The organism is Solidesulfovibrio carbinoliphilus subsp. oakridgensis, from assembly GCF_000177215.2.
Taxonomy (GTDB): domain Bacteria; phylum Desulfobacterota; class Desulfovibrionia; order Desulfovibrionales; family Desulfovibrionaceae; genus Solidesulfovibrio; species Solidesulfovibrio carbinoliphilus.
The window spans coordinates 2611694-2630712 of record NZ_CM001368.1; the positions used below are offsets into that span (position 1 = coordinate 2611694).

A 19019-nucleotide genomic window follows, 5' to 3' on the forward strand; every position below is an offset into this window, starting at 1 on the left:
AAAAATCAATTTTCCTGGACGGAGCCACGGATTTCCCGTAGTGTCGTGACACAACTCAAGGAGGGACCCATGACGCGATTGCCCTTTCTGCTGGCTCTGACCGCCCTTTTGGCCTTTTCCGTCCCAAACGCCACGGCCGGCCCCACGGTGGAAGAGGCCTACGGCCCCGGCCCCAAGACCTTTTCCCTGGCCACGGGCAGCCCCGGCGAACTCGGGCTTTTAAAGGTCCTTGGCGAGGCCTACTGCGCCAAGGCCGGCTGCCGGCTCGACTGGATCAAGGCCGGCTCGGGCCAGTCCCTGGACATGCTCAAAGCCGGCGCAGTGGACATGATCATGGTCCACGCCCCGGCGGCCGAGAAAAAGGCCGTGGCCGAAGGCTGGGCCGGCTGCCCGACCCTGATCGGCTCCAACGAATTCTTCCTCGTCGGCCCGGCCGCCGATCCGGCCGGCATCGCCAAGGCGGCCTCGGCCGCCGACGCCTACCGCCGGATCGCCGAGGCCAAGGCCAAGTTCTTCTCCCGGGGCGACAACTCCGGCACCCACAAAAAGGAGCTGGACACCTGGAAGGACGCGGGCATTGCCCCGGCCGGCGACTGGTACGTGGTGACCAAGGCCTTCATGACCGCGACGCTTACGCGGGCCAATGACGAGGGCGGCTATTTCATGACCGACAGCAGCACCTGGGCGGCGGAAAAAAAGAACACCCCCAAGCTCAAGGTCCTCTTTTCCGGGGACAAAAAGCTCGTCAACACCTACCACGCCCTGTGCGGCCAAAAGGACGGCAAGCCGGCCTCGGCTGTGGCCACGGGATTTATCGCCTTCGTGGCCTCGCCCGAGGGCCAGGCGCTCCTCGACTCCTTCGGCAAGGACAAATACGGCGAAGCCCTGTACAACGACGCGGCCTACGCCAAAAAGTACGTGGATTAAGACGCGCGGCGGCGCGGGCGGCGGCCGGAGCCCTTTCCGGCCGCCGCCGCCGCCGGCTTGGCCTGCCGGACAAATCGACTTATAGAGCGAATGGGGACGGCCCGCGCCCGTCCCGACACCCGTCCCTTTTCGGAGGCTCCATGCGAAGCGTTCTGGCGATTGTTGCTGCCGTGCTGGTCCTTGCCGCCGCCGTCCCGGCCCTGGCGGTCAAGGCGTCCGTGGCCCCGGGGGCCCATCCCCTCTCCGTCGGCGACGCGTTCCCGGACGTGCCGCTTCCGGGCACCCTCTCTCCCGAGGCCGCGAGCTATCTGGGCCTGGCCGGCGACCAGGCCGGCCAGCCCCTCTCCACGGTGGCGGCCGAGGTGTTGGTGGTCGAGATCTTCAGCATGTACTGCCCGTTTTGCCAGGTGGAAGCCCCGGAAGTGAACGCGCTCTATTCGCTCATCGACAAGCGGGGGCTGTCCAACCGGGTCAAGATCATCGGCATCGGGGCCGGCAACTCGGATGTGGAAGTGGACATCTTCCGCAAGAAATACGCGGTGCCCTTCCCGCTTTTCGCCGACGCCGATTTTGCCGTGCACAAGCGGGTGGGCGAGGTGGGCACGCCCTTTTTCTACATCCTCAAAAAGCGCCCGGGCGGCGGCTATGCCGTGGTCAGCGCCAGCCTCGGCCAGTTCGACTCGCCGGCGGATTTCCTCTCCCTCATCACCCGCACCGCCGGCATCTGACCGGCAAGGAGGCCCCATGGCCCGTTTGTGGACGCCGCTTGGCCTGCTGACGGTGCTGGCCCTGCTCCTGGCCGCCTCGCCGGCCGCCGCCCAGGCCGGGACGCCGGCCGAGGAGCTCCTGTCCCAAAGCATCTGCCCGGTTGGGCCGTTGCCGCCGACCGACAGCACCCTGCGCGTGGCCGTGGGCGAGGCCATGCCCGACTTCGACCTGCCGGCCGTCGGCGGCGGGCGAGTCCGGCTTTCGGAGTATCTCGGCCAAAAAAACCTGGTCCTGTCGTTCATTCCGGCCGCCTGGACGCCGGTCTGCTCCAGCCAGTGGCCGGGCTACAACATCGCGAAAGACGTCTTCGACGCCAACGACACGGCCCTGGTCGGCATCTCGGCCGACAACATCCCCACGCTTTGCGCCTGGACCCGGCAGATGGGGGGCCTCGGGTTTCCGGTGGCCTCGGACTTCTGGCCCCACGGCGGCCTGGCCCAGAAGCTCGGCATCCTGCGCACCGACGGCACCACGGAGCGTGCCCTTTTTCTGGTGGACAAAAAAGGCGTGATCCGGTTCATTGACGTGCACGACATCAATTCCCGGCCGGACCTCGGCCCGCTCGTAAAAGCCATGGAGCAGGTGCATTCCGGCCAGTAACGCCGGCCCGGGGCAGTGCGGTGTCGGGCAAGGAGCCATGCCATGACCGAAACGTTGCGGCCCCGGCATTACGAGACGCTCTTTCGCAACTTCCCGGAGTTCATGCGCGCCCTGGACGGTGTGGCCCAGGCCGTGCGCGGCTCGGGTCCCCTGGACGAAAAAACCATCCAGCTCGTGCAGCTCGGCGCGGCCGCGGCCCTCGGCTCGGAAACGGCCGTGGCCAGTCATGCCCGCCGGGCCGGCCAGGCCGGGGCCAGCCCGGCCGAGATCAACCAGTCGCTTTTGGCCCTGACCACCACCATCGGCTTTCCGTCCGTGGCGGCGGCCCTCAAATGGGTCCAGAAACACCTTGAGGAATGACACCACCAACGAGGGAGAAAGCATGAAATCATTGAAGGGATCGCAGACCGAGAAGAACATCCTGACCGCCTTTTGCGGCGAGTCGCAGGCCAGAAATCGCTATACCTATTTCGCCTCCGTGGCCAAGAAGGAAGGCTACGAGCAGGTCTCGGCCATCTTCACCGAAACGGCCGACCAGGAAAAGGAGCACGCCAAGCGGCTGTTCAAGTACCTGGAAGGCGGCGAGGTGGAGATCACGGCCGCCTTTCCGGCCGGGGTCATCGGCAACACCGTGGCCAACCTGCGCGAAGCGGCCGGCGGCGAGGCCTACGAGGAAGACGACATGTATCCGTCCTTCGCGGCCAAGGCCCGCGAGGAGGGCTATGCCGAGGTGGCGGCCACCTTCGAGCACATCGCCAAGGCCGAGGGGTTCCACAAGCGCCGCTACGCCGCCCTGGCCGACAACATCGAGTCCGGCAAGGTCTTTGTCCGCCCCGAAAAAGTCACCTGGCGCTGCCGCAACTGCGGCTATCCCATGGAGAGCGACCACGCCCCGGACAAATGCCCGGCCTGCGAGCACCCCAAGGCCTATTTCGAGATCGCGCCGTCCAACTGGTAGGCCGTCCGGCGCCTGTCCGGCCAGGGCCCGGGTCCCGGCCGGACGCGGCCATCAAAAAAACCCTTGACACCGGCCCGCGCCGGCAGGTAGCCCTAGTCTCCATGCAATCCCTCACCAACTTGACCTCCGGGTTTTATTTTTGGTTCTGGTTTAGCCACGCCCGTGGTCAGGGAGGGGTGCGGTCGAACTAGATCAACCGCAACGAGCCACTCCAGGGCCGCGGGCATCAAGCCGGCGGCCCTTTTTATTTTCATAACGCCGGCGTCCGCACCGGAAAGGCCAAACCGAAGGAGATCGCCATGCTGCTGGGTAAAGCCGTCCGCCTCGAACGCATTTTCAACCGCAACACCCACCGCGCCATCATCGTCCCCATGGACCACGGCGTCACCGTCGGCCCCATCGCGGGGCTCATCGACATGCGCGACGCCGTCAACCAGGTGGCCGAGGGCGGGGCCAACGCGGTGCTCATGCACAAGGGCCTGCCCCGCTGCTCACACCGGGGCCGGGGCCGCGACGTCGGGCTCATCATCCACCTGTCGGCCTCCACCTCGCTTTCGCCCTACCCCAACGCCAAGGCCCTGGTGGCCACGGTCGAGGACGCCATCAAGCTCGGGGCCGACGCGGTGTCGCTCCACATCAACCTCGGCGACGAGACCGAGCGCGACATGCTGGCCCACCTCGGCGAGGCCACGTCCCGGGCGGCCGAATGGGGCATGCCGGTCCTGGCCATGGTCTACGCCCGGGGCCCCAAGGTCAAAAACGAATACGACGCCGAGGTGGTGGCCCACTGCGCCCGGGTCGGCACCGAGCTCGGCGCCGACGTGGTCAAGGTGCCCTACACCGGGGACATCGAGTCCTTTTCCAGGGTCACCGACGCCTGCTGCGTGCCGGTGGTCATCGCCGGCGGGGCCAAGATGGACAACGACCGCGATCTCCTGCAAATGGCCCACGACTCCATCCAGGCCGGCGGCTCGGGCCTGTCCATCGGCCGCAACATCTTCCAGCACCGCCAGCCGGCCCGGATCGTCCAGGCCCTGCACGGCATCGTCCACCTCGATTGGGAAGTGGACCAGGCCCTCGAACTCCTGAAGGACTAGCCGACATGACCAAGGAAATCTGGCTCAAAGTCATTCCCTTCGACAAGAATATCGTGACCCTCGGCCTCGAATCCGGCGTGGACGGATTCGTGGCCGAGGCGGCCGACGCGGAAAAAATCCAGGCCCTTGGCCGCACCAAGGTCATGACCCCGGACGGATTCGACATGATCCCCATCTGCTGCAAGGACGACGAGGGCACGGCCGTCGAGGCGCTCAAGGCCTGCCGGCCGGTCTTTTTGGCCAAGGGCTGGGAGATCATTCCGGTCGAGAACATCCTGGCCTGCACCGAGGGCCTTGGCCTCGAATGCGAGAGCCTCGACCGGGCGAGACTCGCCGCCGGGGTCCTGGAGCGCGGGGCGGACAGGCTCCTCATCACGCCGGAAGCCGTCTGCGACCTCAAGACCATCGTCAATGAACTGAAACTCTCCCAGGGCACCCTCGACATGGTCCCGGCCGTCATCACCAACATCGAGCACGCGGGCCTTGGCCACCGGGTCTGCGTGGACACGACCAGCATCTTAAAGACCGGCGAGGGCATGCTCGTCGGCAACTCCTCGGCCTTCACCTTCCTGGTCAACGCCGAGACCGAGTCCAACCCCTACGTGGCGGCCCGGCCCTTCCGGATCAACGCCGGCGCGGTCCACGCCTACTGCCAGATGCCCGGCGACAAGACCCGGTACCTGGAGGAGCTGGCCGCCGGCTCGGAGGTCCTCATCGCCTCCCACACCGGGGCCACCAAGACGGCCGTGGTCGGCCGGGTCAAGACCGAAATCCGGCCCATGCTGCTCATAACGGCCACGGTCGAGGGCAAGGAAGGCAAGGTCTTTTTGCAAAACGCCGAGACCATCCGGCTCGTGACCCCGGCCGGGAAACCCGTCAGCGTGGTGACCCTCGCCGTCGGCGACACCGTGCTCGTGCGCACGGACGTGGCCGGCCGCCATTTCGGCATGCGCATCACCGAAGACATCAAGGAAGGCTGAGATGACTGCCAACGCGACAGGCAACACGGGGGGCGACGCGCCGGCCGACGGTCCGGGCGACGACGCCCGGACGGGGTCCCTGGAAGAGGCCCTGCTCGATCTGCGCCGGGGCATCGACGCCACGGACGACGCCATCCTGGAACTCCTAAACCGCCGGGCGGCCTACAGCCTGGAGGTCGGCCGCCGCAAGGACGGCCGGGACAGCGCCATCTTCAAGCCCTTCCGCGAGCAGGAGGTCCTCGACCGGCTGACCGGTCAAAACCCGGGCCCGCTGCCGGCCGCCCACCTCCTCTCCATCTACCGGGAGATCCTCTCGTCCTCCCGCCGGCTCCAACGCCCCGAGCGGGTGGCCTACCTCGGCCCGGAAGGCACCTTCTCCCACTTCGCGGCCATGGCCGCCCTCGGCCATTCCCCGGACTTCCTGCCCCAGCCGACCATCGGCGATGTCTTTGCGGCCGTGGCCGCCAAACAGGCCGACCTCGGGGTGGTGCCCCTCGAAAACTCGCTCCAGGGCACGGTCGGCCAGAGTCTCGACAACTTCCAGCGCCACGCCGTCTTCATCCAGGCCGAGATCTCCTGCCGGGTGAGCCACGCCCTGCTGTCCATGGCCACGGACCTCGGCGCCATCGACACCGTCTACTCGCACCCCCAGCCCCTGGCCCAGTGCGCGGCCTGGCTCAAAACCCACCTGCCGGCGGCCCGGGTCATCCCCACGGACTCGACCGCGGCCGCCGCGGCCAGGCTCGCCGCCGAGCCCCGCGCCGCCTCCATCGGCCACGTGAAACTGGCCGCCATGCACGGCCTCCATGTCCTCGCCAGCCCCATCGAGGACCTGCCCGACAACTGGACCCGGTTTTTCATCATCGGGCCCGAGGATACCAAGCAGCAGACCCGGGACAAGACCTCCATCCTTTTTACCGTGCCAAACCGCCCGGGCGCCCTCTACCAGGTCCTCTCGCACCTGGCCGGCGAGGGCATCAACCTGACCAAGCTCGAATCGCGGCCCATCCGGGGCGAGAAATGGCAGTACGTCTTTTTCGCCGACCTCCAGTGCGACATCACCCGCGAGGAATACAAAAAGCTCCTGGCCACGCTCAAGGAGCAGACCCACAGCCTGCGCATCCTCGGCTGCTACCCGGCCGGCAGGCAGGTGGATCTGGCCGATGGCGACACGGGAAAAACAGAAGCGTAGGGAAGAAAAGATTTCCGGGGGGGAATCATTCCCCCCGGACCCCCAGAACGGGAAAAAAGGAAATCGCATGCCGACCGTCACCGCCCCGCCATCCAAGTCCGTGTCGCACCGGGCCGTCATCGCCGCGAGCCTGGCCGCCGGCACGAGCCGATTGACCGGCGTCCTCGACAGCCAGGACCTGACCCGGACCCGGGAATGCCTGGCCGCCATGGGCGCGGCCTTCCACCCCCAAAGCGACGGCTCGGTCATCGTCTCCGGCACCGCCGGCCGGCCCCAGGGCGGGGATGCCGAGACCGAGGACCCGATCGTCCTCGATGTCGGCGAATCCGGCACCACCTGCCGGCTTTTGACCGCCGTGGCCGCCGCCGGACGCGGCGTCTTCGAGATCCGGGGCCACGGCCGCATGCACGACCGGCCCATCGGCGAGCTGATCCGGGCCCTCATGCCCCTTGGCCTCGAAGCCCTCTACCTCGGCAAGTCCAACTGCCCGCCGGTCGTCCTGGTCGGCAAGGGCCTGCGCGGCGGCACCACGTCGATCTCCCTCGAAGACAGCTCCCAGTTCCTCTCCGGCCTGCTCCTGGCCGCGCCCATGGCCACCGCCCCGCTGACCATCGAGATTTCCGGCCAAAAGACCGTGTCCTGGCCCTACGTGGCCATCACCCTCTCGACACTCTCCGACTTCGGCGTGCCCTTTGTCGTGGAGACCCTCTCCGGCGACGCCTGGACGGCCACGGACTGGAAAAAGCTGACCGATGTCACTCCCGGGAAGGTCCGCTTCGCCATGCGCCCGGCCGGCTACGTCCCCCGCGACTATGCCGTGGAAGGCGACTGGTCGAGCGCCTCCTATTTCCTGGCCGCCGGGGCCATCGGCCAGGCCCCCGTCACCGTGACCGGCCTGCGCGCCGATTCGCTCCAGGGCGACCGGGCCATGCTCGACATCCTCATCCGCATGGGCGCGCGCATCGAAATGACGAGCCAGGGCATCACCGTCTTCCCGAGCGAACTCGTGGGCCAGGACCTGGACATGGGCCGCTGCCCGGACCTCGTGCCGACCGTCGCCGTGGCCGCCTGCTTCGCCGCCGGCGAGACCGTCATCCGCAACGTGGCCCACCTGCGCCTCAAGGAATCCGACCGCATCGAGTCCGTGGCCGAAAACTGCATCCAGGCCGGGGCCGTCGTCACGGTCCTCCCCGACGGCATGCGCATCAAGCCCCGCCCCCTGCCGCGCGGGGAGCGCGTCGCATTTTCCGCCTTCTGCGACCACCGGCTGGCCATGTCCGCCGCCCTCTTCGAACTGGCCGGCATCGAGGTGGCCCTCGACGAACCCGCCTGCGTCGCCAAGTCCTTCCCGGAATTCTGGGAAAAGTGGGACGAGGTGCGCAGGGGATAAGGCGGGGGAGGGAAGAGAAGATGCCTCCGGCGGCCGGGGGGGATGATCCCCCCCGGACCCCCTCGACGGGTTCTTGTAAATTAACTTTATAAATAAGTAGCCTATGAACGATACGAACAATAAAACGAACAGCCCGCCTACGCCGATAAAAGTTTTTGGGGAAGGTGGGGGTCCGGGGGAGGAAACCCCTTTTTTCAAAAAGGGGTTTCCTCCCCCGGAATCGCCGGCCACCGTCAACACCCTGGCCGTCATCGGGGCCCGGGGGGGAATGGGGAAGCTGATCGTCAACAAGAGCCGCGCGGCGGGCCTGGATGTCCGGGAGCTGGACCGGCCGCTGACGCCGGAGAAGATCGCGAAGGCCGTGGCCGGGGCGGACATGGTGCTTCTCTCCGTGCCGGTCTACGCCACGGCCGAGGTGGCCGGGCTTTTGGCCGGGCACCTGGACGGCAGGCAGGTCCTGGCCGATGTCGGCTCGGTCAAGACCCTGCCCATCGCCGGCATGGTCGAGCACTACCCCGGCCCGGTAGTCGGCACGCATCCGCTCTTCGGCCCGGAGCCCGGGCCCGGGGACGCCCTTCGCGTGGCGGTCATGGACGGCCGGCCGGGTCGGGACTCCTTTGCCACGGCGGCGGTCGCCGACTGGTGCGCCCGCATCGGGTTTACCCCCTTCGCCTCCACGGCCGAGGAGCACGACCGGGCGGCGGCCTTTGTCCAGGGGCTCAATTTCGTGACCAGCGTGGCCTATTTCGCGGCCCAGGCCGCGGGCGGCGACGTGCAAAAGTACCTGACCCCGTCTTTTACCCGCCGGCTGGTGGCGGCGGAAAAGCTCATCACCCAGGACGCGGCGCTTTTCGCCGCGCTTTTCGAGGCCAATCCGTACAGCCATGAGGCCGTGCGCAATTACCGCAGTTTGCTGAACCTCGCCGCCGGCGGCGATGTGGATTTGCTCGTGCGCCGCGCCGAGGCGTGGTGGACCGCCAAGACCGAGAAAAAGGACAATCCATGAGTGCGATCACGCTTACGCAGGAAGGGACGTGGCTCCCGGCCGACGTGCAGACGCCGATAAGCCTCTTCCTGGGGCTGGTTGGCGAGAGGCCGGGGATACTTCTCGAAAGCGCCGAAGTGGACGGACGGCTGGGCCGCTACAGCCTGATCGCCTGGGATTTCCGGCTGCGGCTGCGCCTCAAGGCCGGCAGGCTCGACGTCAGCGCCCGTGACGCCCGACTGGCCCCGCTCGAAGCCCACACGGGCCTCGGGTTCGTGGAAGGGATGCGGGCCGTCATGGCCGACCTGCACGTCCTGGCCCCGGCCGGGTTTGCGGACATCCCGCCCATCACCCGGTCCCTGGTCGGCTATTTCGGCTACGGCCTGGCCGGCATCTTCGAGCCCAAGCTGGCCCCGGTTCTGCCGCCCGAGGAGGCCGAATTCTGTCTGGTCCTGCCCGGCCGGGTGGTGCTTTTCGACCACGTCAAGCACCGGTGCCTCCACCTGTCGCTCGACGAGGGCAAGAAAGCCCGCATCGAGTACGCCAACATCTTCGCCACCATGGACCGGCCGGTCATCGGCCGGACCGTCAACAATCCCGAGGCCGCAGGCTACATGGAGAGCGTCACCCGGGCCAAGGAGATGATCCGGGCCGGCGAGTGCATCCAGACGGTCCTCTCCACCCAGTTTTCCGCCCCCTTCTCCGGCGACCCCTTCGTGGTCTATAGAAGGCTGCGGCAGGTCAATCCCTCGCCCTACATGTTTTTCATGCGCCTGCCGCGCGTGACCCTCGTCGGATCCTCCCCCGAGCTCCTCATCCGCTGCCGCGACGGCGAGCTGACCACCTGCCCCATCGCCGGCACAAGGCCGCGCGGGGCCTCGCCCGAGGAGGACGACCGTCTGGCCGAGGAACTCCTGGCCGACCCCAAGGAGCGGGCCGAGCACGTCATGCTGGTGGATCTCGGCCGCAACGACCTCGGCCGCATGGCCGAGCGCGGCACGGTCAAGGTGGAGAAGTTCATGGCCGTGGAGCGGTTCTCCCACGTCATGCACATCGTCTCCTACGTGACGGCCAGGCTCAAGAAGGGACTCGACGCCCTGGACGTGCTCAAATGCGCCTTCCCGGCCGGCACCTTGTCCGGCGCGCCCAAGGTCCGGGCCATGGAGATCATCGGCGAGCTCGAAAACAACCTGCCCCGCGGCCCCTACGCCGGCTGTATCGGCTGGATCGGCCTGGACGAGGGCGCGGTCAACCTGGACACGGGCATCACCATCCGAAGCCTGTGGATCCGGGACGGCATGGTCTCCTGGCAGGCCGGGGCCGGCATCGTCTACGATTCCGATCCCGCGACCGAATGGAAGGAGTGCCAGAACAAGGCCCGGGTCATTGCCGAAGTGCTGGCGGCCAAGGAGGAAGGCGATGTTTTTACTTATTGACAACTTCGATTCGTTCACCTTCAACGTGGTCCAGGCCTTCGAGCAGCACGGCCACGACCCGGTGGTGAAAAAAAACGACGATCCCGAGATATTGGAACTGGCCGCCTCCGGCAAGCTCGACAAGGTCTGCATTTCGCCGGGCCCGAGCAACCCGGAAAACGCCGGCCTGTGCCTGGAATTTTTAAAGCGCCTGCCCAAGGAGACGCCGGTCTTCGGCGTCTGCCTCGGCCACCAGATCCTCGGGCATTTCGCCGGGGCCCCGGTGGTCGTGGCCGACCGGATCATGCACGGCAAGTGCTCGCCGGTGTACCACCGCGAGACCGGGCTTTTCGACGGCCTGCCCAACCCCTTCGAGTGCTGCCGCTACCATTCGCTCCTGGTGCTGGCCGCCAAGGTCCCGGACAAGCTCGAAATCACGGCCTGGACCGAGCAGAACGAGGTCATGGGCCTGCGCTACCGCGACCGCCCCTGGGTCGGCGTCCAATTCCACCCGGAGTCGGTCTTCACCCCGGACGGCATGAAGCTGATCGGCAACTTCCCGGACAAGATCCTGTAGGGGCTTGCCGGTGTCCGACGGACACCGGCCGGTCCAACCCGCAACAAGGAACCCGTTTTGAACACCGTCCCCGCCCTGCTCGTCAAAGCCGCCGACAGCCTGCGCGCCGCCCGGCTGCTGGCTTCCGAGGGCCACTTCGACTTCGCCATGAGCCGGGCCTATTTCATCATGCATTACGTGGCCGAGGCCTTTTTGCTGACCCTCAAACTCGACGTCCACGATCCCGAAGGCGTGGTCGACGCCTTTGGCCAGCGGTTCGCCTACACCCATGTCCTGCCGCCGGTCTTCCACCGCTGGCTCGTCGAGGCCGAGGGCCTGCGCAACAAGGCCGACTTCGAGACCGATACCGGCCTGACCCCCGAAATCGTCGCCGAACAGATCGACCGGGCCAGGACCTTCATGCACCTGGCCCGCGAAGAGCTGTCGGAAGTAACGAAATAATTCCAACTCCCTGCCCAAAGGAGCCGCACCGTGGAAAAACATGTCGAATGCCTGGAACTGCTCGCCATCGGCAAGGACCTGCCGTCCGAACTCGCCACCTACGCCTTCCGGGCCATGTACACCGGCGAGATGCCGGCCTCGTGCGTGGGCGCGTTCCTGATGGGGCTCAAGACCAAGGGCGAGTCGGCCGTGGAGATCGCGGCCGGCGTCACCACCGCCCTGGAGGAGGCCCGCCTCGTTTCCGGCCTGACGGGCCCGCTCATCGACACCTGCGGCACGGGCGGGGACAACACCTGCTCGTTTAACTGTTCGACCGCCGTGGCCCTGTATCTCGCGGCCCTTGGCCACAAGGTGGTCAAGCACGGCAACCGGGCCGTCTCCAGCTCCTGCGGCAGCGCCGACGCCGTGGAGTCGCTCGGTTTTCCGCTCATCGTCGAGCCCGACGCCGTGGCCGCGGAACTGGACAAGCACAACTTCGTCTTTCTTTTCGCCCCCAACTACCACCCGGCCTTCAAGCGCATCGGGCCCATCCGCAAGGAACTCGGGGTGCGCTCGCTTTTCAACCTCATGGGACCGCTTCTGAACCCGGCCCGGCCGACCCACCAGATCCTCGGCGTGCCGACCTCGCGCCACGTCCGGCTCATGGCCGAGGTCCTGGCGCTCACCGGCCTTTCCCACGGCGCCGTGGTCCACGGGGCCGGCGGCTTCGACGAGCTGACCCCCTTCGGCCCGGCCGACGTCTGCTGGCTGCGCGACGGCTGGATCAAATGCGAGCGCATCGACCCGCAGACGCTCGGCATCCCGGCCCACAAGCCGGGCGAGGTCGTGGTCGCCGGCCGCGACGAGGCGGTCCGGGTCCTGAAGGACGTCCTCTCCGGCCAGGGCAACCCGGCCATGCGCGACATGGTGGCCTTGAACCTCGGCTGCGCCCTGCACCTGCTCGAAGACGGCCTGACGCTCCGCCAGGGCGTGGAAAAGGCCCGGGACGCCATCGCCCGGGGTGCTGCGGCCGCGTTTTTCAAGGACGTGTCCCATGCTTGAGAAATTCCGGGCCGCAAAGGCCCCGGCCATAAAGCGCCTCAAGGAGCTGGAGGCGGCCGAAAAGCTGCCCATGCCCCTGACGGACAAGCGGCCGTCCTTTTCCGATGCCCTCTTGGCCCACGGCCCCATCGCCGTCATCGCGGAATACAAGCGGGCCTCGCCGTCGGCCGGCGACATCAACCTCGGCCTTGCGCCCGAGGACGTGGCGGCCCTCTACGCCGCCGCCGGGGCCGCCGCCATCTCGGTCCTGACCGAGGAAACCTACTTCAAGGGCTCCCTCGACTCCCTGGAAGCCATCAGCGCCGTGGGGCTGCCCATGCTGCGCAAGGACTTCCTGCTCCACCCGCTCCAGGTGGCCGAGACCGCCGCCACCAAGGCCTCGGCCCTGCTTCTCATCGCGCGCATGCTGACCGACCCGGAGCTTTCGGAAATGCTGGCCCTGACCTACGACGCCGGCCTCGAAGCCGTGGTCGAGGTCTTCGACGAGGCCGACCTTAACCGGGCCGAGGCGGCCGGGGCCCGCATCATCCAGGTCAACAACCGCGACCTCGACACGCTTGAGACCGATCTGGCCGTCTCCCGCCGCATGGTCGCCCGCAAGCGGCCCGGCCGCATCTGGATCTCGGCCAGTGGCATAACCTCCCGGGCCGATGTCCTCGGCATGGCCACCCTTGGCTACAACGCCGTCCTGGTCGGCACCTCCATCATGGCCGCCCCGGACCCGGGCGCGGCCCTGGCGATACTGACCGGCAAGGAGCCGTCATGACCCCGCCCCTGGTCAAGATCTGCGGCATGACCCGCCCGGAGGATGTCCTCGGCTGCGCCGAAGCTGGGGCCGACCTGCTCGGGTTCATCTTCGCCGCCAAGAGCCCCCGCCGCCTGACGCCGGGGCAGGCCGCCGCCCTGCCCCGCACCTCGGCCCGGCGCGTCGGCGTCTTCGTGGAACAGACCCTCGGCGAGGTGCTCGCCATCATGGACGAGGCCGATCTCGACCTGGCCCAGCTCCACGGCGGCCAGGACCCGGACTTCTGCCGGGCCGTCGGGCCGGACCGGGTCATCCGGGCCTTCTGGCCGGCCAAACACCCGGACACGGCCAGCCTGGCCGCCGCCATGGCCGCCTTTGCCGGGACCATCCGCTACGCCCTGCTCGACGCCGGCACCTCCGGCGGCGGCCACGGCGTGCCGCTTGATTTCGCGCCCCTGGCCGGACTCGATCCACCCATGCCCTGGCTCCTGGCCGGCGGCCTCGGGCCCCACAACGTGGCCGAAGCCCTGCGCGTAGCCAGCCCCCACGGCCTGGACCTCAATTCCGGCGTCGAGTCCTCGCCCGGCCTCAAAGACCTCGAAAAAGTCCGGAGGTCACTTTGGACCGTGAAAGGCTGCGCCGGAGGAGCGAAGATGCCTCCGGCGGCGGGGGGATCATCCCCCCCGGACCCCCTGAAAGGGGACTGACAGAACTGTCGCGCACGTCGCGAAGCCCGTTAAAAGTTTTTTGGAAGGGGTCCGGGGAAACCTTTTTTGCAAAAAAGGTTTCCCCGGCCGCCGGAGGCATAAAAAAAATGACCAACGCATATTACGGCGAATTCGGCGGGCAGTTCGTGCCCGAGTTGCTGATGCCGCCGCTTCTGGAGCTGGAAGAGGCCATGCGGACCATCGTGCCGAGCGAGCCGTTCCAGCAGGAACTGCGCGCCCTCCTGGCCGACTACGTGGGCCGGCCCTCGCCGCTCTACCGGTGTCCGAACCTGTCGAAAGAGCTCGGCTTCGACCTGTGGCTCAAACGCGAGGACCTGAACCACACCGGGGCCCACAAGATCAACAACACCATGGGCCAGGGCCTTTTGACCAAGTACATGGGCAAAAAGGTCCTGCTCGCCGAGACCGGGGCCGGCCAGCACGGTGTGGCCACGGCCACGGCCGCGGCCATGCTCGGCCTTGACTGTATCGTCTACATGGGGGCCGAGGACGTGGTGCGCCAGTCGCACAACGTCAAGCGCATGAAGCTCTTGGGCGCCGAGGTCGTGCCCATCGAGTCCGGCACCAAAACGCTCAAGGACGCCATCAACGCGGCCCTGCGTTACTGGATCGCGGAGCAGCGGACCACCCACTACTGCTTCGGCACGGCCGCCGGACCGCACCCGTTTCCGCTTTTGGTGCGCGAATTCCAGGCCGTCATCTCGCTCGAAGCCCGGGCCCAGTGCCTGGAGAAGATGGGCCGGCTGCCGGACTACGTGGTGGCCTGTGTCGGAGGCGGGTCCAACGCCATCGGCATGTTCCACCACTTCGTGCCGGACGCCGCCGTGAAGCTGGTCGGCGTGGAGGCGGCGGGCACGGGCGAGCCGGGCTGCTTCCACTCCGCGCCCTTGAGCCTCGGCCATCCCGGGGTGCTCCACGGCATGCGCACCATGCTGCTGCAAACGAAGGAAGGGCAGATCCTGCCCTCGCATTCGGTGGCCCCGGGCCTGGACTACCCCGGCGTCGGGCCCGAGCACGCCCATCTGCACGCCACGGGCCGGGCAAAATACGACACCGTGGTGGACGACGAGGCCCTGGCCGCCTTCGACGCCCTGTGCCGCCGCGAGGGCATCATTCCGGCCCTGGAGAGCTGCCACGCCGTGGCCTGGGTGGTGCGGCACGCGCCCGAAATTCCCAAGGGGGCGCAAGTGGTGGTCTGCCTGTCCGGCCGGGGCGACAAGGACCTCGGCATCATCGAGGAATACGAAAAAAAGCGAGAGAGGGCGGCCTCATGAGCCAGTCAATTTTGACCACCCGCATCATGGAGGCCCTTGGGGCCGGGCGCAAGGCGCTCATTCCCTTCCTGCCGGGCGGCTTCCCGGACAAGGAACGTTTTTTCGACGAATTGGCGGCCCTGGACGCCGGCGGCGCCGACGTGATCGAGATCGGCGTGCCCTTTTCCGATCCCGTGGCCGACGGCCCGGTGGTGGAAAAGGCGTCGCTGGCCTGCCTGCTGGACGGCACCTGCCTGGCCTGGCTCCTTGGCGAACTAACGCGCCGCAAGGGCCGTTACCGGGCCGGGCTGGTCCTTATGGGCTACTACAACCCTTTCCTCCAGTACGGCCTGGACGCCCTGGCCCGGGACGCGGCCGCGGCCGGGGTGGCCGGATGCATCGTGCCGGACCTGCCGCTGGAAGAGTCCGGGCCCATGGCGGAGGCCCTTGGCAAACGCGGCCTGGACCTGATTCCGCTCATCGGCCTCAACACCCCCGAGGAGAGGCTCGCCGCCTACGCCAAAACCGCGCGCGGCTACGTCTACTTCGTGTCGGTCCTTGGCACCACCGGCATGCGCGAGTCGCTTCCGGCCGAGATCACCGAACGGCTCAAAGTGGTGCGCCGCCTCTTCGACGTGCCGGTCGCCCTCGGCTTCGGCATCAAATCGCCCGGCCAGCTGACAGCCTTTGGCGACCTCATCGACGGCGTGGTCTTCGGTTCGGCTCTCATTGCCCACATCGACGCCGGCGGCACGGCGGCCGAATTCATGGAGCGCTGGCGGAGCTGACCGCCAAGGATACGGGCGGCCGGTTCCGTAAATGCGGCACCGGCCTGCGGCCCCCGGCCGGCCTGCGACCCGGCCGGGCGGCCTCCCTGTCGCGGGAATCCGCCATGCTCCTTCAAACCTACCCGCTGTATCTGGCCGCCCTGGCCGTCGGCATGCTCACCCCCGGCCCGGCCATGCTCCAGGCCCTGACGCTTGGCCTGCGCTTCGGCCCGCGGCCCGTGGCCGTGGTGGCCTGCGGCAATGTCTGCGCCTCGGTCCTGCAGGTCCTGGCCGCCCTGGGCGGCCTCTCGCTCCTGGCCGGACAGCCGGCGCTCCTGCGCGTCGCGGGCCTTGGCGGCGCGGCCTACCTGGCCTGGCTCGGCCTGCGGCTGTGGCGGGCTCCGGCCGGCCTTGCCCCCGCCCCTGCCCCTGAGGCTGGCGCCGGCCCGGCCACGGCCGACTCTTCATCCCCGGCCACGGCTGGTCCGCCATCCCCGGCCGCGCTCTTCGGCCAAGGCGCGCTGGTGGCCATGGTCAATCCCAAGGCCTGGGGATTTCTGGCCGCCATGCTGCCGCCGTTCGCGGTCCCGGGCCTGCCCGGGGCCGGGGACGTGGCCCTCCTGGCCGGGCCCATCGCGGTCCTGGCCTTTGGCGGCATGATGGCCTACGCCCTGGGCGGGGCCTGGCTGGCCCGGACCATGGCCGCCTCGCCGCGCGCCCTGAAACGGATCTTCCGGCTTTTTGCCGTCACGCTCTGGTGGTGCGCCGCCGCCCTGGCCGTCGGCTGATTCCTGGCTCTTGGCGCGCTTTTGGGGTATGGCGGAAAAAACTCCGAGGATGCGCCATGCCCCAATGCGCCAAGGTCCTTTTCGTGGACGACGACCAGGCGGTGCTCGACGCCCTGCGCCGGGGCCTTTGCCGCTGCTACGACATGGCCACGGCCCGGGGCCCGCTGGAAGGCCTGCGCCTGCTCACCGAAACGGGCCCCTTTGCCGTGGTCGTCTCGGACCTGCGCATGCCGGGCATGGACGGGGTGGCCTTTCTGCAACGGGCCAAGGAGCTGTGCCCCACGGCCGTGACCGTCATGCTGACCGGCCACGGCGACCTGACCGCCGCCATGGCCGCGGTCAACGAAGGCCACATCTTCCGGTTCCTGACCAAGCCCTGCCCCGTTCCCGTCCTGTCCCGGGCCCTGGACGCGGCCCTTGCGCAGTACCGGATGGCGGCCTCGGAAAAAGAACTCCTGCGCGTGACCCTGGAAAACGCGCAGCTCAAGGAGGACGTGGAGCGGATCATGCGCCACGACCTGAAATCCCCGCTCACCACCATCATCAGCCTGCCGCAGGTCCTTGGCCTGGCCGAAAACCTGGATGACGACCAGCGCGACATGCTCGCGCTCATCGAGGACGCCGGCTACATGATCCTGTCCATGGTCAACCTGTCCACGGCCCTTTTCAAGATGGAGCGCGGCCAGTACGCCCTGGCCCCGGTCGCGGTGGACCTCGTGCGGCTCGTCCGGAAAATCCTCGGCGTCCACGCCGACACGGCCCGAAGCCGTGGCCTGGCCCTGGAAACGGCCGTCCACGGCGCGCCGGCCGAGGCAGGGGCGGCTTTTTCCGTCCGGGGCGAGGAACTTCTTTGCTATTCCATGCTGGCCAACCTCATCGACAACGCCGTTACGGCCGCGCCGGACGGCACGCCGGTGCGGATCGACCTGTGTCGGGAGGGAGAGACGGCCCGGATCGCCATCCACAACCAGGGGGCCGTGCCCCTGTCTGTGCGGGAACGGTTTTTCGAGAAATACGCCACCGCCGGCAAGCCCAAGGGAACCGGGCTTGGCACCTATTCGGCCCGGCTGATCGCCCGGGCCCACGGCGGGGATGTCGTCATGGAGACCGGCGACGCGGCCGGCACCCTGGTCACGGTCAGCCTGCCGGCCGCCTGAGCCCGGGCGCCAAACGGGGGGGCCGGGCCTCCAGGGCCTCGCGGATCTTTCTGGCCAGCGTCTCCGGAGTGAAGGGCTTCACCACGTAGTTGGTGACCCCGGCCCCGACCGCGGCCAGGATGTGCTCCTCGTTGGCCTCGGCCGTGACCATGACCACGGGCAGGCGGGCGTAGTCCTCGCTCTTGCGGATGCGCTCCAAAAGCGACAGGCCGGACAGGCGCGGCATGTTCCAGTCGAGCAGCACCAGATCCACGGACGTGGCGTTGAGGATCTTCCAGGCCGCTTCCCCGTCCTCGGCCAGATGGATGTCTTTGAGTCCCAGTTGCCGCAGGATGTAGGCAATGGTCTTGCGCATGGGCAACTGGTCGTCCACCACCAGGATGGCAGGCCCGGCGGTCATGTTCCGGCTCCCTCCCCGGCGCCAGATCCAAGGCGGCCCATCAGTCGCACCGGTGCCGGCTGCAGGCCCCTTCCCGGATGAAGACGACCGATTCGGCAATGTTGGCGCACTGGTCGCAGACGCGCTTGAGCCCGTGGGCGATGAAGCAGATCTGCACGGCCCGCTCCACGGGCCGGGCCTCGTCGCGCATGTATTCGGTCATCTCCTGGAGGATGGCCACGTTCAGGTCCAGGATCTCCGCGGATTCCTCGCACAGGCGGCGGGCCAGCGCCAGGTCGAGCTTGGAGAAACACAAGGCCGTGTTGACCAGAAAATCCCGTGTCGCCTCGGCCAGCTCCTCGAGCTTGGCCGGCGGGGCGATGGGCTCCCGGTCCACGAGCAAAAGGCCCCGCTCGGCGATGGCGACCGCCTGGTCGCCGATCCGCTCGATGTCGCCCACGGCCCGCATGCAGCCAAGGACGTAGCGCAGGTCCCGGGCTACGGGCTGGTGCAGGGCGAGCAGGCGCAGGATCTCGCTGTCGAGGGCGCACTCCAGGCCGTCGATGGCCGCGTCGCCGGCGATGACGGCCCGGGCCAGGGCCGGGTCCCGGTCAAAGACCGTGCGCAGGGCCTTTTCCACGGCCGCCTGGGCCATGCGGAAGGCCGTCAGCATGTCGGTCTTGAGCTTTTCCAGGTCCGTTTCGATGATCCGTTCCACAGACACCCCCCCGGGCATACGATGCCACCACGATGGCCTGAAAAGGTATCCGCCGACGAGGCTTCTGGCAAGGGGCCTTCCCGCCTGAGGCCGGTTTCCTGGCGGTGCCCTTC

At 67.9% G+C, this 19019-nt stretch carries 22 protein-coding genes; 20 read left to right on the forward strand and 2 right to left on the reverse strand.

The genetic code is table 11. The features are described 5' to 3' along the window. Positions 1-69: 69 nt before the first annotated feature. The 20 genes from DFW101_RS11340 to DFW101_RS11435 all read left to right on the forward strand — a co-directional run bounded on the left by DFW101_RS11340 (position 70) and on the right by DFW101_RS11435 (position 17809). Positions 70-927 (forward strand): ABC transporter substrate-binding protein, encoded by an 858-nt coding sequence (locus DFW101_RS11340; RefSeq protein ID WP_009181654.1) that lies wholly within the window; start codon positions 70-72, stop codon positions 925-927. Positions 928-1067: 140 nt separating this feature from the next. Further along, on the forward strand, positions 1068-1655 hold the full coding sequence (locus DFW101_RS11345) for a peroxiredoxin family protein (RefSeq protein WP_009181655.1): 588 nt from the start codon (positions 1068-1070) through the stop codon (positions 1653-1655). Between the two features lie 16 nt (positions 1656-1671). Next, positions 1672-2295, forward strand: a complete 624-nt coding sequence (locus tag DFW101_RS11350; protein WP_009181656.1) for a redoxin domain-containing protein — start codon at positions 1672-1674, stop codon at positions 2293-2295. Between the two features lie 42 nt (positions 2296-2337). Next, a complete protein-coding gene (locus tag DFW101_RS11355) occupies positions 2338-2655 on the forward strand; it encodes a carboxymuconolactone decarboxylase family protein (protein ID WP_009181657.1) in 318 nt (105 codons plus the stop codon). 22 nt (positions 2656-2677) lie between these two features. Then, entirely contained in the window at positions 2678-3253 is a 576-nt protein-coding gene (gene rbr / locus DFW101_RS11360) for a rubrerythrin (protein WP_009181658.1), read from the forward strand. 299 nt (positions 3254-3552) lie between these two features. Continuing rightward, a complete protein-coding gene (locus tag DFW101_RS11365; RefSeq protein WP_009105910.1) occupies positions 3553-4350 on the forward strand; it encodes a 2-amino-3,7-dideoxy-D-threo-hept-6-ulosonate synthase in 798 nt (265 codons plus the stop codon). Positions 4351-4355: 5 nt separating this feature from the next. After that, the gene (locus tag DFW101_RS11370) at positions 4356-5330 is read left to right on the forward strand and encodes a 3-dehydroquinate synthase II family protein (protein ID WP_009181659.1); all 975 of its coding nucleotides are present in this window, start codon (positions 4356-4358) and stop codon (positions 5328-5330) included. 1 nt (position 5331) lies between these two features. Beyond that, entirely contained in the window at positions 5332-6522 is a 1191-nt protein-coding gene (gene pheA, locus DFW101_RS11375; RefSeq protein WP_009181660.1) for a prephenate dehydratase, read from the forward strand. Positions 6523-6589: 67 nt separating this feature from the next. Beyond that, a complete protein-coding gene (gene aroA / locus DFW101_RS11380) occupies positions 6590-7912 on the forward strand; it encodes a 3-phosphoshikimate 1-carboxyvinyltransferase (protein WP_009181661.1) in 1323 nt (440 codons plus the stop codon). Between the two features lie 103 nt (positions 7913-8015). After that, the gene (locus DFW101_RS11385) at positions 8016-8918 is read left to right on the forward strand and encodes a prephenate dehydrogenase/arogenate dehydrogenase family protein (protein WP_009181662.1); all 903 of its coding nucleotides are present in this window, start codon (positions 8016-8018) and stop codon (positions 8916-8918) included. After that, positions 8915-10333 (forward strand): anthranilate synthase component I family protein, encoded by a 1419-nt coding sequence (locus DFW101_RS11390; protein ID WP_009181663.1) that lies wholly within the window; start codon positions 8915-8917, stop codon positions 10331-10333. The genes DFW101_RS11385 and DFW101_RS11390 overlap by 4 nt, the downstream gene beginning before the upstream one ends. Beyond that, positions 10317-10889, forward strand: a complete 573-nt coding sequence (locus DFW101_RS11395) for an anthranilate synthase component II (RefSeq protein ID WP_009181664.1) — start codon at positions 10317-10319, stop codon at positions 10887-10889. The genes DFW101_RS11390 and DFW101_RS11395 overlap by 17 nt, the downstream gene beginning before the upstream one ends. Positions 10890-10946: 57 nt before the next feature. Further along, a complete protein-coding gene (locus DFW101_RS11400; protein WP_009181665.1) occupies positions 10947-11330 on the forward strand; it encodes a HEPN domain-containing protein in 384 nt (127 codons plus the stop codon). A 30-nt stretch (positions 11331-11360) separates the two neighbouring features. After that, the gene (gene trpD, locus DFW101_RS11405; RefSeq protein WP_009181666.1) at positions 11361-12371 is read left to right on the forward strand and encodes an anthranilate phosphoribosyltransferase; all 1011 of its coding nucleotides are present in this window, start codon (positions 11361-11363) and stop codon (positions 12369-12371) included. Continuing rightward, positions 12364-13137, forward strand: coding sequence for an indole-3-glycerol-phosphate synthase (locus DFW101_RS11410; protein ID WP_009181667.1), 774 nt, complete (start codon positions 12364-12366; stop codon positions 13135-13137). The genes trpD and DFW101_RS11410 overlap by 8 nt, the downstream gene beginning before the upstream one ends. Next, on the forward strand, positions 13134-13823 hold the full coding sequence (locus DFW101_RS11415) for a phosphoribosylanthranilate isomerase (RefSeq protein ID WP_009181668.1): 690 nt from the start codon (positions 13134-13136) through the stop codon (positions 13821-13823). Before DFW101_RS11410 ends, DFW101_RS11415 begins: the two co-directional genes overlap by 4 nt. Positions 13824-13930: 107 nt before the next feature. Next, positions 13931-15118, forward strand: coding sequence for a tryptophan synthase subunit beta (gene trpB / locus DFW101_RS11420; RefSeq protein ID WP_009181669.1), 1188 nt, complete (start codon positions 13931-13933; stop codon positions 15116-15118). Next, a complete protein-coding gene (gene trpA / locus DFW101_RS11425) occupies positions 15115-15885 on the forward strand; it encodes a tryptophan synthase subunit alpha (RefSeq protein WP_009181670.1) in 771 nt (256 codons plus the stop codon). The genes trpB and trpA overlap by 4 nt, the downstream gene beginning before the upstream one ends. Before the next feature lie 104 nt (positions 15886-15989). After that, positions 15990-16652: a LysE family translocator gene (locus DFW101_RS11430; protein ID WP_009181671.1), complete on the forward strand. Its 663-nt coding sequence runs from the start codon at positions 15990-15992 to the stop codon at positions 16650-16652. Between the two features lie 56 nt (positions 16653-16708). After that, on the forward strand, positions 16709-17809 hold the full coding sequence (locus DFW101_RS11435; RefSeq protein WP_009181672.1) for a hybrid sensor histidine kinase/response regulator: 1101 nt from the start codon (positions 16709-16711) through the stop codon (positions 17807-17809). On the opposite strand, the gene DFW101_RS11440 is transcribed toward DFW101_RS11435, so the two are convergent. After that, positions 17790-18209: a response regulator gene (locus tag DFW101_RS11440; RefSeq protein WP_009181673.1), complete on the reverse strand. Its 420-nt coding sequence runs from the start codon at positions 18207-18209 to the stop codon at positions 17790-17792. The genes DFW101_RS11435 and DFW101_RS11440 overlap by 20 nt on opposite strands. 40 nt (positions 18210-18249) lie before the next feature. Continuing rightward, on the reverse strand, positions 18250-18906 hold the full coding sequence (phoU, locus tag DFW101_RS11445) for a phosphate signaling complex protein PhoU (RefSeq protein WP_043642865.1): 657 nt from the start codon (positions 18904-18906) through the stop codon (positions 18250-18252). Positions 18907-19019 lie beyond the last annotated feature (113 nt).

What these genes read in the sequence shown, in the direction of transcription:
- DFW101_RS11365 (WP_009105910.1), top strand. Translation starts at nt 3,553, where the DNA reads ATGCTGCTGGGTAAAGCCGTCCGCCTCGAACGCATTTTCAACCGCAAC.
- DFW101_RS11395 (WP_009181664.1), top strand. Translation starts at nt 10,317, where the DNA reads ATGTTTTTACTTATTGACAACTTCGATTCGTTCACCTTCAACGTGGTC.
- DFW101_RS11340 (WP_009181654.1), top strand. Translation starts at nt 70, where the DNA reads ATGACGCGATTGCCCTTTCTGCTGGCTCTGACCGCCCTTTTGGCCTTT.
- DFW101_RS11355 (WP_009181657.1), top strand. Translation starts at nt 2,338, where the DNA reads ATGACCGAAACGTTGCGGCCCCGGCATTACGAGACGCTCTTTCGCAAC.
- pheA (WP_009181660.1), top strand. Translation starts at nt 5,332, where the DNA reads ATGACTGCCAACGCGACAGGCAACACGGGGGGCGACGCGCCGGCCGAC.
- DFW101_RS11410 (WP_009181667.1), top strand. Translation starts at nt 12,364, where the DNA reads ATGCTTGAGAAATTCCGGGCCGCAAAGGCCCCGGCCATAAAGCGCCTC.
- DFW101_RS11390 (WP_009181663.1), top strand. Translation starts at nt 8,915, where the DNA reads ATGAGTGCGATCACGCTTACGCAGGAAGGGACGTGGCTCCCGGCCGAC.
- DFW101_RS11345 (WP_009181655.1), top strand. Translation starts at nt 1,068, where the DNA reads ATGCGAAGCGTTCTGGCGATTGTTGCTGCCGTGCTGGTCCTTGCCGCC.
- DFW101_RS11435 (WP_009181672.1), top strand. Translation starts at nt 16,709, where the DNA reads ATGCCCCAATGCGCCAAGGTCCTTTTCGTGGACGACGACCAGGCGGTG.
- trpB (WP_009181669.1), top strand. Translation starts at nt 13,931, where the DNA reads ATGACCAACGCATATTACGGCGAATTCGGCGGGCAGTTCGTGCCCGAG.
- DFW101_RS11440 (WP_009181673.1), bottom strand. Translation starts at nt 18,209, where the DNA reads ATGACCGCCGGGCCTGCCATCCTGGTGGTGGACGACCAGTTGCCCATG.
- DFW101_RS11430 (WP_009181671.1), top strand. Translation starts at nt 15,990, where the DNA reads ATGCTCCTTCAAACCTACCCGCTGTATCTGGCCGCCCTGGCCGTCGGC.
- rbr (WP_009181658.1), top strand. Translation starts at nt 2,678, where the DNA reads ATGAAATCATTGAAGGGATCGCAGACCGAGAAGAACATCCTGACCGCC.
- DFW101_RS11415 (WP_009181668.1), top strand. Translation starts at nt 13,134, where the DNA reads ATGACCCCGCCCCTGGTCAAGATCTGCGGCATGACCCGCCCGGAGGAT.
- DFW101_RS11350 (WP_009181656.1), top strand. Translation starts at nt 1,672, where the DNA reads ATGGCCCGTTTGTGGACGCCGCTTGGCCTGCTGACGGTGCTGGCCCTG.
- DFW101_RS11385 (WP_009181662.1), top strand. Translation starts at nt 8,016, where the DNA reads ATGAACGATACGAACAATAAAACGAACAGCCCGCCTACGCCGATAAAA.
- trpA (WP_009181670.1), top strand. Translation starts at nt 15,115, where the DNA reads ATGAGCCAGTCAATTTTGACCACCCGCATCATGGAGGCCCTTGGGGCC.
- aroA (WP_009181661.1), top strand. Translation starts at nt 6,590, where the DNA reads ATGCCGACCGTCACCGCCCCGCCATCCAAGTCCGTGTCGCACCGGGCC.
- DFW101_RS11370 (WP_009181659.1), top strand. Translation starts at nt 4,356, where the DNA reads ATGACCAAGGAAATCTGGCTCAAAGTCATTCCCTTCGACAAGAATATC.